This window comes from Bacillus cereus group sp. RP43, assembly GCF_040459645.1.
GTDB classification, from domain to species: domain Bacteria; phylum Bacillota; class Bacilli; order Bacillales; family Bacillaceae_G; genus Bacillus_A; species Bacillus_A mycoides_C.
This window is the reverse complement of sequence record NZ_JARVHQ010000001.1, coordinates 4,288,276-4,305,497: the sequence shown is the minus strand read 5'-3', so window position 1 is coordinate 4,305,497 and position 17,222 is coordinate 4,288,276. Positions and strand designations below refer to the sequence as shown.

The following is a 17,222-nucleotide window of genomic DNA, read 5'->3' as shown; positions in this document are numbered from 1 at the left end:
AGAAAAGGGGGAAATTGTTGGCATGTACATGACGATAGGGAGAATTTTTGATTTGGCAGTTGGCAAATATCCGAATAAAGAGGCGTTAGTAGAACCAGAAAAAAATATTCGCTGGACATATAAACAGTGGGATGAGCAAATAAATAAAACGGCGCAAGCTCTATTGAAAGAAGGAGTAAGAAAGGGAGATTGTGTATCTGTTTACTTATATAACTGTCGCGAATTTGTAAACGTTTACTTAGCCTGTTCCAAAATTGGCGCAATCTTCAACCCAATTAATTTCCGCTTAAAAGCAAAAGAATTATCATATATCCTCCAAGATGCAGCCTCGAAAGTAGTTGTCTTTGAAAAAGCAGTTGAATCAACTGTTGCTATGATTGAACGAGATTTTCCAAATTCGTCTTTTTGGTATGTAGAAGACGATGCACCTTCCTACGCTAGTTCCTACCATGAAAAAGTAAATGAAGCATCAGCTGAAAAAGTAGATATCGTAGTCGATGAAATGGACTATTGCTCTATGCTTTATACGAGTGGTACGACTGGTCATCCGAAAGGTGTACTACATCGCCATCGTGATATGGCTGAGCATAGTATGATTTGTACGTATTTTATAAAATATAACAGGGATAGCGCCGGACTTGTGGTAGCGCCTTTATATCATTGTGGCGAGTTAAACGCTGGAATTATACCGCGCATTCAAGTTGGCGGAAAGAATGTTATTTTACATCATTTTGATACGGATAGAGTATTACATACAATTCAAGAAGAGAAGATTACGACGTTTTTTGCAGCACCAACGATGTGGAATATGTTACTGCAAAAAGATCTAGCCGAGTATGATTTAACTTCGATGAAAATCGGTGTATATGGCGGGGCTGCGATGGCTCCAGCGTTAGTGAAGGAATGTAAAGAGCGTCTTTATATTGATCTTGTCCAAATTTACGGGATGACAGAAATGGGACCAGTTGTTGCGTTTCTAGTAGAAGAGGATCAAATTACGAAAGCTGGTTCAGCAGGAACGCCCTGCTTTAGCCATGAAATTCGAATTGTGAAACCGAACGAAGATGCACCAGCAGAGCCAGATGATGTATTGCCTCCTTATGAAGTAGGGGAAATTATTTTACGCGGCCCGACCATGATGGCTGGATATCATAACCGAGAAGAAGCAAATAAAAAATCGATGTATAAAGGGTGGTATCATTCTGGTGATTTAGGCTACTTCGATAAAGACGGCTATTTATTCGTTGCAGATCGCGTTGATGATATGGTAATTAGCGGTGGCGTAAATATTTATCCTCGCGAAATTGAAGATTTCCTTCATAGTCACCCTGGTGTATTAGATGTTGCAGTACTTGGTGAGCCAGATGAATTATGGGGAGAACGTGTTGTGGCCGTCATTGTAAAGAAAGATGAAATGATTACAGAAGCTGATTTAGAAACATATTGTAAAGAAAGTGATGAATTAGCAGACTATAAACGTCCACGTCATTATTTATTTGTGGATGAACTTCCGCGTAATGCGAGTGGGAAATTACAAAAGTTTGTGCTGAGAGAGTCGTTGAAAGGCGCGAAAAACTAGGCGGTAGAGCATTTGTCTATATAAATAAGGCTATCTTTCTTAATAAGGAAAGGTAGCCTTATTATTGTGAAATTATTAAAAATGAGGAGATAGCAAGCTTGAAAAATTTGTATGTACCCTCTATTTATACTTACTTTTTATTATTATAGTAGGATGTATTTTATTGCTTACTGTTTTAATTTTAAAACCATATGATTTGTGTTAAATAGGTTGGGTTTTGAAGTGATGAGAAATATTAAAATAGTAAATATGGATGTGTAATTTCGGAATATGTTCGTTCTTCAGTACTAGTGGAATAAAGTTATTAGGGGAGAATGGTAATGGATAATATTCGAAAGAGAAAAATAGTCAGTCATCAGATGACCGTATGAATAAAATGGTCATTCAGTGTATTTTGGTTACTACTAACATAGTAACAAAATAATATGTGAATGAACAGTCTTGTAATGCATTTTCATAAGTACTAATATTTATTGTTGGCTGCCAAAACAAGCGAACAATATGGTTAATGAATCGTGTTGTTTACTGCTTTGTTTTGTAGGATTAAAGATAGTTTGATTCTGCAAATATTCTTTAGTTGTAACCTTTTTTCAAGGTGGTTTAGGGTGGAAAGGATTTCACCGCAGGAAAATTTGATGATTAAAAATGGAGGCGTTATGAGTACATATTTAAAAAGAATATCTGTAATTTGTTTTATTTTTACTGTTATTATTGGACAAGTTTTTATGCCTATTATAAGTCATGCTCAAGAATTAAACACAACAGGATTAGTTGATAGTTTTACAATCGAAAAGACAACATTAAATTATGGGGAAAAGACTACAATACATGTAAACTTTAGTGAAAAACCTGGAAAGAAGATGAAGTCTGGGGATACATTAACGTTAGCGCTTCCTCCAGAATTACAGGGTTATAGTGGAACGATTGCATTAAAGGATGAGGCAGGACGCGTTTTTGGAACGTGCCAGATCAATAGAAATAATGTGGTTTGTACATTTAACGATACGGTAGAGAAGCTTGAGAATATTCGAGGGAACTTTAATTTTACTGTTCAGGGTACGAATGTAGAAGCAGGAAAAACGAAAGATGTACAAACGAATTTGGGGACAAATTTAGAAAAACAAACGGTTAGCATTACTCACTCGAAAGGGGACGGTACAGGACCGGGGATCTTTTTCTATAAAGCTGGTGATATTCAGCCAGACAAAAGTAATGAAATACGTTGGTTTTTAAATATCAATCTAAAGAAACAATATTTACATGACAATATCGTTTTGAAAGATACTTTACAAGAAGGACAAATGCTTAATAAAGATAGTTTTTATATAACTATTAATAGTAGAGAAAATTTGTCTCTTGAGCAATTTCAAAAGCGAGGTTATGGATATATTAAGTTTACTAGTGATAACTCATTTGAAGTTGTAATTTATAGACATATGGGGAACGCCACTTCATTTACTGTTGCTTATAAATCAACTATAACTGAGAGTGGAAAAAGTTTAAAATTCCTACAAAATGACTATAAACTTGATTATCAAATTTTATATGAGAAACCTGTTTCAGAATCTAATAGTGTAAAAGTTGAAAATATATCATTTGGCGGCGGAGCTGAAGGGGATTTACCTGCGAAAGGAACGCTGCAAATTGTTAAGCATATTGAAGGGAACGAAGGGAAAGTTATTCCAGGTGTTTCTTTTAAATTATACACAGAGTCAGGTCAGCAAATTGGTGATTCTTATACAACAAATCAAGACGGAGTAGTTGAAGTACCAAATCTTGCTCCAGGTAATTACTATGTACAAGAAATTTCAGCACCGAACTATGTAGAGTTCGATCCGCAAACGAAAATTCCTTTTACAATTAAGAAGGATGATGTAAATGGAATAAAACTTATGGTTCCAAATAAGTTGAAAACTACATCTGTTGCAGGAACGAAAACGTGGAAAGATGACAAAGTAAAAGATCGCCCAGAGAACATTAAAGTAGATTTACTGCAAAATGGTAAAGTCATTGCAACGAAGGAAGTTACTGCAGCAAATGACTGGAAATACGAGTTTGAAAAGTTACCAGCAGTTGATAATGAGGGAAAAGCTTATAAGTATGAAGTGAAAGAACAACCAGTATCAGGATATCAATCGAAAGTTAACGGATATGATATTACAAATATAAAGATCCATGAAGCAACAGAAGTAGAAGAGCAAGGTAAAGAAGAAACAACAGAAGAACTGGAAGAGTCATTAAAACCGGAAGAGCCAAAGGTGACAGAAGAGCCGAATAAGCCAGAAAAACCAGAGGTAACGGACAAACCAGAAATTTGGGTGAAACCAGAAGAAGAAAAGATTGAAGAAGAAACAACAGAAGAAATAGAAGAGTCATTAAAACCGGAAAACCCAAAGGTGACAGAAGAACCGAATGTGTTAGAAAAACCAGAGGTAACAGACAAGCCGGAAATCTGGGTGAAACCAGAGGAAGAACAAAATAAAGAAGAAACAACAGAAGAATTGGAAGAGTCATTAAAACCGGAAGAGCCAAAGGTGACAGAAGAACCGAATGTGTTAGAGAAGCCAGAGGTAACAGACAAACCGGAAATTTGGGTAAAACCAGAGGAAGAACAAAATAAAGAAGAAACAATAGAAGAATTGGAAGCCCCAACTAAACCGGAATCGCCAAAGGTGACAGAAGAACCGAATGTGTTAGAAAAACCAGAGGTAACAGACAAGCCGGAAATTTGGGTGAAACCAGAAGAAGAACAAAGTAAAGAAGAAACAATAGAAGAAATGGAAGTCCAAACTAAACCGGAATCGCCAAAGGTGACAGAAGAACCGAATGTGTTAGAAAAACCAGAGGTAACAGACAAGCCGGAAATTTGGGTGAAACCAGAAGAAGAACAAAGTAAAGAAGAAACAATAGAAGAAATGGAAGTCCAAACTAAACCGGAAGAGCCAAAGGTGACAGAAGAACCGAATGTGTTAGAGAAGCCAGAGGTAACAGACAAACCGGAAATTTGGGTAAAACCAGAAGAAGAGCAAAATAAAGAAGCAACAACAGAAGAGTTAAATGAAGAAAAACCGGAAGAACCAAAGGTGACAGAAGAACCGAATGTGTTAGAGAAGCCAGAGGTAACAGACAAACCGGAAATTTGGGTAAAATCAGAAGAAGAGCAAAATAAAGAAGAAACAACAGAAGAGTCAAAAGAAGAAAAACCGGAAGAGCCAAAGGTGACAGAAGAACCGAATGTGTTAGAGAAGCCAGAGGTAACAGACAAACCGGAAATTTGGGTAAAATCAGAAGAAGAAAAAGTAGAAGTTGAAACAACAGAAGAGTGGAAAGAAGAAGAACTAGAGGTAACAGAAGAGCAACCGGGAGTACCGAACAAACCAGAGGTAAAAGAGCAACCGGAAGTTTCAAACAAACCAGAGGCTCAGGATAAAGTAGAAGTGCAAAACAAACCAGAGGTACAAGATAAAGTAGAAGTACAAAGCAAACAAGATGTACAAAGTAAATCTGAAGTATCACCTAGTAAAGAAAATAGTAAGCAATCAAAATTACTTCCTCAAACAGGGGGAACATCAACTGAATCTACGTCTCTTATTGCAGGTATGTTCGCATTAATTTTTGGAGCGATGTTGTTTAGACGTAAAAAAAATTAATGAGCGTGAGAGTTAGTTCGGAAACAGAATGTATGTGAAAAAGCGGAGACTATGGGTCTCCGCTTTTTATTATTTATTGATGAAAAGTTCAAATGAAATGATTTTCATATTAATTTATGTTTTTTACAAACACATGCTTTATTTTTTTGTGAAATCGGGTGATTAGCGTAATGATAATAATACCGAAGATAATTTTCCAAATATGTTGTTCAAGTACTAGGAATATATTTTCTAAGTTTTCCCCTAACCAGTAACCACCGATTAAGAAGAATGATACCCAAAATAGGGCGCCTGAATAAATTGTCATCGCAAAGCGGCGAAACGGTAAGTTGATAATTCCTGCAAAGTAGCCCGTGAAGTGGCGGACGCCTGGAATGAAAAAAGCGATAAAGATTAGAAAATATCCGTATTTATCAAACCACATTTTCGTTAAATTAATTTTTCGTTCTGTTAAAAATACATATTTCCCGTATTTCTGAATGAAAGGCATACCAAGTTTATTTCCTAAAAAGTATTGGAATGTCATACCGACACTTGTCCCAATAAAGGATAAAACAATTAAAATTGGTAAACTTAAATCACCTTGATGTGATAAAAATCCTGCATAGGCTAATGTTGGCTCTCCTGGAAATGGAAGAGCGATATATTCTAAAAGTAATCCAACGAGTACTACATAATACCCATATTGCTGAAATAATTCGTGAATCCATTCCATGTTGTGCGCTCCTTTTTACATTGAAGTTATTACACATCTTCCTCTTTTTCGCGCTAATCGAACTGAAACAATAGTAGTAGAAGAGTTTGGCAGGAGGATTTTAGCTAGTATGATTTTTTGACAACCACTCGCGAGTGATAGGCATACTTAATATAGCTCTTTGCTAATTAGCAAAGAGCATCGAAGTGTAAATGTTACTATTAGTTAAAGTCATAGCGGTATAAAAATACGTTGAAATCTTCTTCTTTTGGCCCAAATTTAACTGCTTTTTCTTGTATACGTTGGAAGTTTTGTTTGTCATAAAATCTATAGTTGCATGCATTATCTGTATATAAGTATAAAGATATTACTTCTTCGTTTGTCATGTATTGTAATAAATTATTTAATAAATATTTCCCAACTCCAAGACCTCTAGATTCTTCGGATACGATGAATAATTGTATACAACCTTGAAACTGCTCTTCTTTTCCTTGAATGAGTTCTTTATATGTTTTTTGAACTTTTATAAACGTTTTTAAAAACTCTCTATTCTCTTTATTCGTCATGAATAGTTTCAGCGTGTTAAAGGCAAAGCTAAACGTATTATGGAATCTCTTTAAACGGTTTTTATCTTTTTCGGAATCGCCTAAAATGACACCGATAATTTTATTATCTTTTTCAGCTACCTTACTAAAGGAACTTTCTAAAATGCAACTGTGTAGGTAGACGTTTAATATGGGGTTTAAAAATTTTTTATCTGTAATGAATTCATTAAATCCAAATGCCTCACCAATTAAATGTTTTATAGGTTCATAGTCTTCCTTAACAAGACTTCTATATTTTACTGTGTTCATAATTATATACTCCCTTTATCAATGTAAATAACTTATTATAAATAGTAAGGTCTCCTCTTAGGGGAGAGTCAATAGTTACATGCGAAAAAATAAGAAGGAAGAGATTCGGGTGAAAACATTATTTTCTATTGGAGAAGTTGCAAAAATAAAGGATATTACGATAAAAGCATTACGGTACTATCATAAGATGGGGATTCTTATTCCGAAGCATATTGAGGAATCAACAGGATATAGATATTATTCCATAGATCAATTCATTCACATTGATATTATAAAAAGCTGTAGAGAGTTGAACACTAGTATAGTAGAACTTCAAGAGATTTTTAAGGAATGTAATACGGACAAGTTGCTACAATTTTTACAATTAAAGAGAGCGGAAGCAGAAGAACATATAAAGAAAATGAAAGAGGTAATTGAAACGATTGATGGGTTAAATGAGAAAGTAGGGAGTTCACAGGAAATATTAAAGAATGATGAAATATCTATTCAGTTCTTTGAACAGCGTTATGTAATTGTAGCGCCTTGTAAAGAAGTGGGGAGTTTACAGGAGTTACTGTATTATTCCGATTTAGAGAAAATCGTGCAAGATTATGAAGAGAAAATGGCAATGGAAATGGGAATTCTCTACAATGTCAATGAAAAGTGGGATGTAGAACCGAAGTATGTTTTTAATAAAGTACGAGATGATGTACATATGGAAGAGATACAAAATATAAAAGTATTACCGGGCGGACAATATGTAACATTAGCGTACAGTAAAGAAAATGAAGAAGAACGTAGAAATACTATGATTAAATATATAAAAGAAAACGATATAGAAGTGGAAAGTTTTATTGAAGTGGAGTTAGTTAGTGATATTTTTAATGCGGAGTCTTATAGTTGTCAAATTCAAATTTTTATAGGGGATAGTGAGAATAAGAAGTTTTGATTCCTTAATTTTATGGAGGGGACTGTCCCAAAATCCTAACTTTGAAATGGAGTTAGGTTCTTATTGGGTAAAATCGCAACATAACTCTCGTTATATCGACTTAACTATAAAATACGACAATGATAGCCTATCTATTAATAAAAAGAGGGCCGTCCCAAAAAAATTGGGACGGTCTCATGATTAGTAAGGAACGTATTATTTACGTGAAAATCCTTCTTCATCAAGGTATTCCGCAGCTTCTGGATAAGAGTTGAATGTACCGTCTAAGTTTACGCCAGCGTAAACGTTCCACATATCATCCTCTTGAATAAGAGTTAGGATATGACCGTCTTCGTTCTTCCATTCTTCTTCTGCAGCAGGTTCCATTGGTGCTACAATTTCCTCTTGCTCCTGTGATAGACGTTCAATTACTTTTTCAATTAATGAACGCAGTTCTTCTTCTGAAAACTCACGGATGTTAATCATGCCTTTATCATCTGTTTTATAACCTTTAATGAAGTTTGCGTATACAAACCCGTTTCCGTTTGGATGTAAATGATATACAACGTTCTTTTTATCTAAACGACTTTCTTCAAAGTGAAAGTTTACGCGTTTTAATGATACGTTCTTTCTTTCTAATTCCGGGAAAGATTCAATAATTGATAATTTTTCTTCAAAAGTTAGCATAGTGCCTCCAAGTATATAGTAAAAGATTTAATTTGTTCATTATAGCATAGTTGCAATTGTTTCCAAAGGTAAGGGGGAAACTTTTCATTGAATCCGTTTACGTCACGATACTGTAAAAAGTACACTAACGAATGTATCCTTTTAGGTGTACAATGGAAAATGGACTTTATACAAAGGTGGTTATTCTTATGTTTCAAAAAATAGCAAAGGAATGTTTAGCAGGGTTTACTGTTGCGATTGTTGCTTTGCCGTTAGCAATTGCATTTGGTATTGCCGCAACGGGAACGTCTGAGGGAGCGCTAGTCGGATTGTATGGTGCGATTTTTGCAGGTTTGTTTGCGGCGTTATTTGGCGGTACACCGGGGCAAGTAACGGGTCCTACTGGGCCGATTACAGTTATTGCAACAGGCGTTATTGCAACGCACGGATTAGAAGCAAGTTTTATTGCATTTATGATGGCAGGGTTATTTCAAATCTTATTTGGTGTATGTAAGCTCGGTTCTTACGTTCGATATATTCCGTATCCTGTCGTTTCAGGGTTTATGAATGGGATTGCACTGATTATTATTTTAGGTGAAATGAAGCACGTACAAAATAGCTTTCTACTTGTGTTATTAACAATCATTGTAATGATGGTTTCTGGAAAATGGATTAAGGCCATTCCATCAAGTTTAGTAGCGTTAGTAGGTGTTACAGTAACGTTGCCGTTATTTTCTTCTCTGCTACAAGGAATTACGGTAAATTTACCAGTTGTAGGAACTCTTTCTTTAAATAAGATGATTGAAAAGATAGGTGTAATTCCAGAGGCGATGCCATCTCTTCACGTACCGAATTTAGACGCAAATGGCATGTTAGCACTTGTATTACCAGCGCTTAGTATTGCTTTACTAGGATCAATTGACTCGTTATTAACGTCTGTCGTAATGGATAATGTGACGGGGACACGTCATAAAAGTAATAAAGAGTTAATTGGACAAGGTATCGGTAATATTGCGAGTGGTTTGTTCGGCGGATTAGCAGGAGCAGGTGCAACTGTTAGATCTATCGTCAATATAAGAAGCGGGGGGAAGACGGCACTTTCGGCTTGTATGCATAGCGTCATCTTATTCATTTTCATTATGGGACTCGGTTCAGTGGTACAATATATTCCGCTTGCTGTATTATCAGGTATTTTAATTTTAACTGGCATCGGGATGTTCGATTGGGAAAGCATGAGGAAAGCGCATGTAGCACCGAGAGGCGATGTGATTGTTATGTTCGTGACGATGTTTGTGACAGTGAAATTCGATTTAATGGTTGCTGTTGCGTTTGGCATTATTCTTTCCTTCATTATATACATGGTGAAGTGTAAAGAACGTAAAGCTTCTATTATAAAGGAAAAAGAAGCGACGTATACGATTCAAGGACCACTTTCATTTCTATCAGTAGATCGTATTTTTGCTTCTTTACAAGATGTGAAGTCACCAGTTAGTTTGTGTATGAAAGATGTACGCTATATGGATGTATCAGGAGCTATGGCGTTATTAAACTTTGTTGAGCAATCGGATAAAGCAGGAGCGAGTGTGACACTTGAACATGTACATCCGCATGTTGAAAAGACGATAGTGATGATGGCGAATGATGAGCAAAAAGAGAAATTACAATTTTTGAAAACTAAAGCGATATAATAATAAGAACTTTCACAATCTGCAAAGTATTTCTTGTGAAAGTTCTTATTATTTTTACTGTGTTTATTATATGTGAAATTCGTATATCTAGATGTTGCGCGTTTGTTGACAATTGATTTTCTACGCAGTATAGTAACATCTTAGATTAGCAATGTGCTATTATTAAGAAGATATACGAATTTTGAGATTCCTTTATATTCAGAAGGAAGAGCTTTAAGCTGGAGGGAATATTTGATGTACAAACAGTTACCACATGGAGTGAAGATCGGGATTACACGATCAATTGTTGTTTCTTTTGAGAAGTATATGAAAGAAATTGAATGGAATGAAGAAAAATTTGATATGCAGCAATTTGTTGAACAGTGGAAACAATATTTATACACAAAATCAACTTGGATTAATAAAGTAGACGACGAGTTGAAGGGACATCCAGATTTCCATCAAGCATTAGCGGTGAAAGTAAATGAAAAAATTAATGAGCTTATTAGTGAGCAGCCGAGCGAAGAACAATTAGAGCTGTTAAAAAAGAGCAACGTAAAGCATGTAGATGAAATGTGTAAACTAGAAGCGGAGTACCATATTGAACGTTTATTAGTAACGAAGTAGATTTTACATAAAAAAAGGGCCTATCCTAAAGGTGTGATGACCATCTTTTAGGATAGGCTTTTTTGTATGTTAGTCTTGTGGTACAAATGCTTTCCAGCTAGATAAATCCATATTTTGTTTCAAGATGGATGAAGCAGGGAAAACAAATGACCATGGTTTTGTAGTATTCGCTTTAATTTCAAGATTAGGTAACGTGAAAGCACCTTTAACAACGACTTCTCCAGAAGCATCTTCAATATGAAGAGGAAGTTGTTCTAGTTGAATGTTATCTTTACAGCCGTTACGAATTAGAAGTGTTGTATGTAAATCACCGTTCTCTTTCAGTGCGGCTTGTAAACCTAGGAAGTTAATTTCACCTTCATTTGGAGGTGTTAAATTATCTACAAAATTACGTAAAGCTTCTTTGCTTGCTTCAGGTAACTGCGCTTCCCAAGATGGATCTAAATCTAGTTGATGCTTACTTTCAAGTTCGAAAGCTAATTCCCAATCTGATTGAGATAGTTCAGCGTCAGTTATTGTTTCTTGCTCAAATGTAAATACGAACGGCATATTTACGTTTTCAGGAATATCGCCAAGAGCAGACAGGTTAAATGTTTTACGTGCGCACAGCTTTTTATCTTTATTTAATAGAAGTAATGTAACTTCTTCGAAAGAAATCGGTTTTGGGACACTGCTGCGAATGAATGCAGCTACATCGTATGCGTCATCACGTTTTTCAATTTCAATTCCTGATAAAGAAATTTGGTATTCTTGTAAACGTGGTAATTCTTTATGTAAAAATTGATAAATGTATTTTTGTTCTTGTGCTACGTCACCCCAGCTAGGATGGAAGTAAAGAACGGGCTTTACCGTTTTGTTTTGAGAAGTAGTTTCTTCTTGTCCAAATAATTGATTACTAGAAACAGTAGTGTCTTTTCCTTTTTTCTTTGCCTTTTTCAGGAATGATAACATAAATTTTCACCTCATGATTGTACGTTTTCTGGAACTGCTAAATGTCTCGCGATATAGCGGCACATTTCTTTTTCGAAATTACCATAAGTGTATAAGAAAATATCCAAACCTTCTTTTTGGTAAAGGCGAGTTGGATCTTCTTGTTGATATTGTCTTAAGCCAATACCTTCTTTCAAGTGAGTCATTGCATCTAAGTGATTTACCCAGTTTTGATCTAGGAAGTGTAAACCAACGTAGCGCAGTGATTGTTGTAAATCCGCATGGTCATTTAACTCTTGTACACGTTCGATATAGCTAGAAATTGTACCTTTTAAAACGATTTGTAAATCCTCAGGCGAATGTACGTCGTTCGCAGATAATGACGGCAAAGTTTCAGCCGCTAAAACTTCTTTAATAGATGCTGTTAAACTAGTGAAATCCCATTCTTCAGGAAGCATTCCTTCGAAAAGGTGCTGCTTAGCAATTGCATCCACAGAGTGTTCAATCATTGGAATAACAAGTTCTATCATATTTGTTTCTTCTTTTAGAAGGTTGTTACGTAGTGTGTATATAACATTACGTTGATCATTAATTACGTCATCTAATTTTAAATTATATTCACGTATTGAGAAATGGCCACCTTCACAAATTAATTGTGTACGGTTGACGAAATCATGAACTTTAGACGTATGAATAAGTCCTGTATTGTCAGGTTTCAGTGATTTTATTAGCTTTTCCACTTCTTCATGAGCAAAGCGTTTTAGCATCTCATCTTCTAAAGATAGGAAAAATTGAGAGCTTCCAGGATCTCCTTGGCGACCAGCTCGTCCTTTAAGTTGGTTATCAACACGGCGAGATTCATGACGTTCTGTTCCAATTACATGCAATCCACCAAGGGCGTGGACACCTTCACCTAGTAAAATATCAGTACCTCGGCCTGCCATATTTGTAGCGATTGTAATTTGACCTTTTTGTCCAGCAGTTGCAATTAAGTCTGCTTCTTGTTCTGCACTTTTAGCGTTTAATAATTGATATTTTATGTTTGCTTCATCTAAATAACGAGCAACAGTTTCAGATTGCAAGATAGACATCGTCCCAATTAAAATAGGGCGTCCTTGCTTATGCTGTTTTAGAACTTCTTCACGCACAGCTTTATATTTATCATCAGCTGTTACATATACTACGTCATTTTTATCTTCACGAAGAATAGGACGGTTCGTTGGAATTGGAATAACTTCCATATTGTATACACGGTTGAATTCTTTTTCTTCCGTTTTTGCTGTACCTGTCATACCTGATAATGCTGGATACATACGGAAGAAGTTTTGAATTGTAATAGAAGCTTGTGTTTGGTTTTCTTCTGTAATTTCTAAACCTTCTTTTGCTTCTAGTGCCTGATGTAAGCCGTCACTTAAAGAGCGACCATCCATAACACGTCCTGTGAAAATATCTACAAGTAGTATTTTTTCATCATGCACAATATAGTCAACGTCCAGCTGGAAAGCGACATTGGCACGTAATGATTGAATCATATAATGGTATAATGTTTGATGCTCTAAATCATATAAGTTATCGATATCAAATAAATCTTCTATTTTTGTAATACCGTCTTCTGTAAAACTAGCTGATTTCGATTCTGCATCGTATGTATAGTGAAGGGTATCTTGGAATGATTTAATAACTTTTGCACATAAATGATGTAAATCAGAGCTACCTGATTTCTTCCCAGCAATGATAAGTGGCGTTTTCGCCTCATCAATTAAAACGCTATCAATCTCATCGATAATAGCAAAGTGATAGGGGCGCTGAACTTGATCACTTTGTGAAGCAGCCATATTATCGCGAAGATAGTCAAAGCCAAACTCTGTTCCAATACCGTATGTAATATCAGCTTCGTACGCAAGTTTCTTTTCAGAAGGATCGATTTGAGGAATATTTAATCCAACTTGTAAGCCGAGAAATTCATGGACTTGGCCAATTAATTCTTTATCACGCTTCGCTAAGTAATCGTTTACAGTAATAACATGAACGCCATTTCCTTCAAGAGCACGTACATATGTTGGGAGAGAGGAAACTAATGTTTTTCCTTCACCAGTTGGCATCTCCGCAATATTACCTTCTAGTAATACAAGTCCTCCGATTAACTGTACATCGTAATGGCGTAATCCAAGCACGCGTTTTGCGGCTTCGCGTACAACAGCGAATGCTTCTACTTTTATGTCATCAACTGTTTTGCCATCCTTAAGCATATTTTTGAATGTGACAGTTTTGTGACGTAATTCTTCGTCAGGTAAATCAGACATTTGTTTTTCCAAATCATTAATTTCTTGAACGAGTTGTTCATACTTTTTTAGCTTTCTCTTTTGAGAATCTCCTAACAATTTCTTTACCGAATTCAGCATGTTGTAAACACTCCTCTTACTGACAATAGCTACATTATAGCACATGTTTATCTTGAACAAGTAGAAGTAGTAAATTGAAGAAAAAACTGGATAAAAAAAGATATATATGGCACATATTATATTTAAAACATAAAAAGAAAGAGAGTATTCAATATATAAGAAATTTGGTATGATAACTAAATGAGATAAAGTGATGATTCTCAAGATGAATGAATAATACGGATTTAATATTTTATGTAGATTATATATTGAAAGAAAAGAGATAGAAGATGAATAAAAAGTTTGTAAAAGGCGCTGCGATTTTAACCGTTACAACGTTTATATCGAAAGTAGTGGGGAGTTTTTTTCAAATTCCATTGCAAAATATAGCAGGGGATGAAGTACTTGGGATTTTTCGCCTTGTTTTTCCTGTATATATGATAGCCTTAACTTTATCAGTAGCGGGAGTCCCGCTAGCAATATCCCAGTTAATAGCTGATCTTCATGAAAAGAATGATCGTGACGGAATAGCTAAATTGTTTACGTCAGCATCTATTATCGGTGTTATATTTGGGGTGCTCGGATTTTTAATTATTATCATTGGATCGAGTAGCATTGCAAATATGCTTGGTGGGCAAGAGACGAGGCTAGCATTAATTGTTACTTCGTTTGCTTTATTAATCGCACCATATATGGCAGTGTACCGTGGATATTTCCAAGGGTTCGGAGATATGATACCTACTGGTGTATCACAAGTAATTGAACAGTTGATACGCGTATTCTTTATGCTAACAATTGCTTATATATTTGTATATTGGAATAAAGGTAGTGATATCATAACAGGCGGAGCGATGATTGGTTCTTGCTTTGGTGTTATTACGTCACTCATATATTTGCGAATGAAATATGTGAAAAGCACGTATCGCTATAAGAGCGAAACATATTCATTACAAGATTTTAAGACAAACGCGAAAAACATACTCCGTGTTTCAATTCCAATTGCAATTGGAGCGTTATCGATGCCTGTTTTAAATTTAGTTGATTCTGTAACAATTCCACATGTATTACATGAATCTTCTACAACGATTCAGGAACAATTTGGTATATATAGCCGTGGTTTTGCATTTACGCAATTAATTGTTGTATTTGCAAGTGCGATAGTATTTCCGTTAATTCCATTATTAACAGCTGCTTTAACAAAAAAAGATATAGCTTTAGCTAAACTGACAGTAAAACGTACAAATGAATTTGCGCACGTTTTAACAATGCCGATAACGATATGGCTTATGGCGCTTGCAGTACCGCTGAATGTTGCGTTATTTACAGATACAAAAGGAAGTGGCATGTTAGCTATTTTAATTGGTAGCTCGTATTTCACATCACTTATGGTATTATCAATAGGAATCTTGCAAGGGATTAATCGTTCGATGCGAGCAGCATGGATTGTCATCGGTGCAAGTTTTGTAAAAATTATATTAAATATAGCACTAGTAAACCAATTCGGTATAAATGGAGCAGCGTATAGTACTCTAATTATTTATATAATGATTTGTATCGTAAATCATATTTATATTAGAAAAGATCTTTCCTATCCAAGAGATATAGGGAGATTTTTGGCTGTGATTGGAGTATCTAGTATTTTAGGTATAGCATTATACTTTGTATCCACATTAATCAATGTGACAGATTCCAGAATTTTGGCAATGATATATAGTGCTGTAGCGCTAAGTGTAGCTTCAGTGTTATATGGCATATGTGCATTGAAACTAAACTGGATATCGAAAGAACAAATTCCATTTTTACGTAAATAAAATCGTTTATTATAGAAAATGAACAATATTATAAATGGGTATGACTTGTTAGATGTTTGTGAAAGAAATCAATTTGAAGTTATCAAGCCTTTCTCGGCAAGGAATGGATAACAATTTGTTTAATTACAAAAAGAGTTGATTGCGAAATGTTGGAGGAGATTAAGAGTGCGGTTAGTTTTATCAGGATATTATGGTTTTTATAATGTTGGGGACGAAGCAATTTTGCAATCAATTATTAAAGCGCTACATGAAGAGGATCCTACTCTTGAGCTTGTTGTACTTTCAAATGACCCCGACTATACAAGGAAAATGTACGGTGTAGAAGCAGTAAACCGCTGGGATATAAGAGCGATTTACCGAGAAATAAAGAGAAGTAATGGTTTAATTAGCGGAGGCGGAAGTCTCTTGCAAGATAAGACGAGTATTAAGAGTATTCTATATTATACAGGTATTATGCGGCTTGCTCGTTTTTTGAAAAAGCCGTATTATATTTACGCCCAAGGAATCGGACCTATTACGAAGAAGCAAAATCGTTTATTAGTGAAATGGCATGTATCAAAGGCTGAATATATATCAGTACGTGATGAAGACTCTTTTTTGTACTTAAAAGAAATTGGTATTAAGAAAGACATTGAACTTGTTCCAGATCCAGTATTAGCTTGTCAGCCAGAAGCAAAGAAATCCGATTGGCTTCAAAAACATTCGCTGCAAGGAAAAGTCGTTGCGGTTAGTGTAAGGTACTGGGATGCAAAAGAAGATTATATGAAGAAGTTAGCAGATACGCTTAAAAAGCTTAAGCAAGAGGGATACCATATTTTATTTGTACCGATGCATGGACCATTTGATCAAAATGCATCAAGGGATATCATTAATTTGATGGGAGAAGAAGCGCACATGCTCCCTTATAAAATGGATATTCACGAGAAAATCTCTATTTTATCAGAGTGCTCTCTTTTAATAGGGATGAGACTGCATGCTCTTATATTATCGGCAGTTGCAAACACGCCTATGATTGGAATTTCATATGATCCGAAGATTGATTCGTTTTTACAACAAGTAAACCAGCCAATTATCGGGAATGTAGATGGAGACTGGACGGCAGAAACATTATATAGTGTGGCAATTAAACAATTAGAACAAACAGAATATGTACAAGAAACTTTAGGACAAAGGGTAGAGGAATTGCGAGAGCAAATTTCCATAGCATCCAAATATATTATTAATGACTTACATGCAAAAGAGTCTATAAAAAGAGGAATGGAATCTTAGGATTAGAGGCCATTCCTCTTTTAATTACATAATTGAGTAGAAAAAAAGAACAGGGATCACCTGTTCTTTTTTTGCTATGTAAGTAAGAATTTGAAAGAGAAGCGTATTGAAGAAAAAATAAAATGTCGACAAAAAAATATAAAAATGTAGAATAATGTCGAAAAAAACAAAAGATTCGAGTTTTGTT

Annotated in this window: 12 protein-coding genes; 7 read left to right on the top strand and 5 right to left on the bottom strand. The window is 35.3% G+C overall.

The features are described 5' to 3' along the window. The first annotated feature begins 22 nt into the window (after positions 1-22). A complete protein-coding gene (locus QCI75_RS22410; protein WP_144505855.1) occupies positions 23-1,579 on the top strand; it encodes a fatty acid--CoA ligase in 1,557 nt (518 codons plus the stop codon). A gap of 656 nt (positions 1,580-2,235) precedes the next feature. Further along, on the top strand, positions 2,236-5,229 hold the full coding sequence (locus QCI75_RS22405; RefSeq protein WP_353761567.1) for a Cna B-type domain-containing protein: 2,994 nt from the start codon (positions 2,236-2,238) through the stop codon (positions 5,227-5,229). A 109-nt stretch (positions 5,230-5,338) separates the two neighbouring features. Here the strand turns inward: QCI75_RS22405 and QCI75_RS22400 are convergent, their stop codons facing one another. Beyond that, positions 5,339-5,944 carry a DedA family protein gene (locus QCI75_RS22400; RefSeq protein WP_144505856.1) on the bottom strand — a complete coding sequence of 202 codons (606 nt, stop codon included), beginning with the start codon at positions 5,942-5,944 and terminating at the stop codon, positions 5,339-5,341. Positions 5,945-6,144: 200 nt separating this feature from the next. Then, on the bottom strand, positions 6,145-6,777 hold the full coding sequence (locus tag QCI75_RS22395) for a GNAT family N-acetyltransferase (protein ID WP_353761209.1): 633 nt from the start codon (positions 6,775-6,777) through the stop codon (positions 6,145-6,147). A 79-nt stretch (positions 6,778-6,856) separates the two neighbouring features. On the opposite strand from QCI75_RS22395, the gene QCI75_RS22390 reads away from it, so the two are divergent. Continuing rightward, on the top strand, positions 6,857-7,705 hold the full coding sequence (locus tag QCI75_RS22390; RefSeq protein WP_144505858.1) for a MerR family transcriptional regulator: 849 nt from the start codon (positions 6,857-6,859) through the stop codon (positions 7,703-7,705). 195 nt (positions 7,706-7,900) lie between these two features. Here the strand turns inward: QCI75_RS22390 and QCI75_RS22385 are convergent, their stop codons facing one another. After that, positions 7,901-8,371, bottom strand: a complete 471-nt coding sequence (locus QCI75_RS22385; protein WP_002159114.1) for a hypothetical protein — start codon at positions 8,369-8,371, stop codon at positions 7,901-7,903. Between the two features lie 188 nt (positions 8,372-8,559). On the opposite strand from QCI75_RS22385, the gene QCI75_RS22380 reads away from it, so the two are divergent. Further along, positions 8,560-10,038, top strand: coding sequence for a SulP family inorganic anion transporter (locus QCI75_RS22380; protein WP_144505859.1), 1,479 nt, complete (start codon positions 8,560-8,562; stop codon positions 10,036-10,038). A 234-nt stretch (positions 10,039-10,272) separates the two neighbouring features. Beyond that, positions 10,273-10,644 carry a hypothetical protein gene (locus QCI75_RS22375; RefSeq protein WP_144505860.1) on the top strand — a complete coding sequence of 124 codons (372 nt, stop codon included), beginning with the start codon at positions 10,273-10,275 and terminating at the stop codon, positions 10,642-10,644. 69 nt (positions 10,645-10,713) lie between these two features. Here QCI75_RS22375 and QCI75_RS22370 read toward each other — a convergent pair whose 3' ends face one another. Further along, complete coding sequence (locus QCI75_RS22370; protein ID WP_144505861.1) at positions 10,714-11,595, bottom strand: accessory Sec system S-layer assembly protein; 882 nt, start codon at positions 11,593-11,595, stop codon at positions 10,714-10,716. Positions 11,596-11,606: 11 nt separating this feature from the next. Then, positions 11,607-13,976: an accessory Sec system translocase SecA2 gene (gene secA2, locus QCI75_RS22365; protein WP_353761207.1), complete on the bottom strand. Its 2,370-nt coding sequence runs from the start codon at positions 13,974-13,976 to the stop codon at positions 11,607-11,609. A gap of 269 nt (positions 13,977-14,245) precedes the next feature. On the opposite strand from secA2, the gene QCI75_RS22360 reads away from it, so the two are divergent. After that, positions 14,246-15,766 carry a putative polysaccharide biosynthesis protein gene (locus QCI75_RS22360; protein ID WP_144505863.1) on the top strand — a complete coding sequence of 507 codons (1,521 nt, stop codon included), beginning with the start codon at positions 14,246-14,248 and terminating at the stop codon, positions 15,764-15,766. Positions 15,767-15,931: 165 nt separating this feature from the next. Beyond that, positions 15,932-17,035, top strand: coding sequence for a polysaccharide pyruvyl transferase CsaB (gene csaB, locus QCI75_RS22355; protein WP_144505864.1), 1,104 nt, complete (start codon positions 15,932-15,934; stop codon positions 17,033-17,035). The last annotated feature ends 187 nt before the right edge of the window (positions 17,036-17,222 follow it).

What these genes read in the sequence shown, in the direction of transcription:
- QCI75_RS22380 (WP_144505859.1), top strand. Translation starts at nt 8,560, where the DNA reads ATGTTTCAAAAAATAGCAAAGGAATGTTTAGCAGGGTTTACTGTTGCG.
- QCI75_RS22390 (WP_144505858.1), top strand. Translation starts at nt 6,857, where the DNA reads ATGCGAAAAAATAAGAAGGAAGAGATTCGGGTGAAAACATTATTTTCT.
- QCI75_RS22405 (WP_353761567.1), top strand. Translation starts at nt 2,236, where the DNA reads ATGAGTACATATTTAAAAAGAATATCTGTAATTTGTTTTATTTTTACT.
- QCI75_RS22385 (WP_002159114.1), bottom strand. Translation starts at nt 8,371, where the DNA reads ATGCTAACTTTTGAAGAAAAATTATCAATTATTGAATCTTTCCCGGAA.
- QCI75_RS22375 (WP_144505860.1), top strand. Translation starts at nt 10,273, where the DNA reads ATGTACAAACAGTTACCACATGGAGTGAAGATCGGGATTACACGATCA.
- QCI75_RS22370 (WP_144505861.1), bottom strand. Translation starts at nt 11,595, where the DNA reads ATGTTATCATTCCTGAAAAAGGCAAAGAAAAAAGGAAAAGACACTACT.
- QCI75_RS22410 (WP_144505855.1), top strand. Translation starts at nt 23, where the DNA reads ATGTACATGACGATAGGGAGAATTTTTGATTTGGCAGTTGGCAAATAT.
- QCI75_RS22395 (WP_353761209.1), bottom strand. Translation starts at nt 6,777, where the DNA reads ATGAACACAGTAAAATATAGAAGTCTTGTTAAGGAAGACTATGAACCT.
- QCI75_RS22400 (WP_144505856.1), bottom strand. Translation starts at nt 5,944, where the DNA reads ATGGAATGGATTCACGAATTATTTCAGCAATATGGGTATTATGTAGTA.
- QCI75_RS22360 (WP_144505863.1), top strand. Translation starts at nt 14,246, where the DNA reads ATGAATAAAAAGTTTGTAAAAGGCGCTGCGATTTTAACCGTTACAACG.
- secA2 (WP_353761207.1), bottom strand. Translation starts at nt 13,976, where the DNA reads ATGCTGAATTCGGTAAAGAAATTGTTAGGAGATTCTCAAAAGAGAAAG.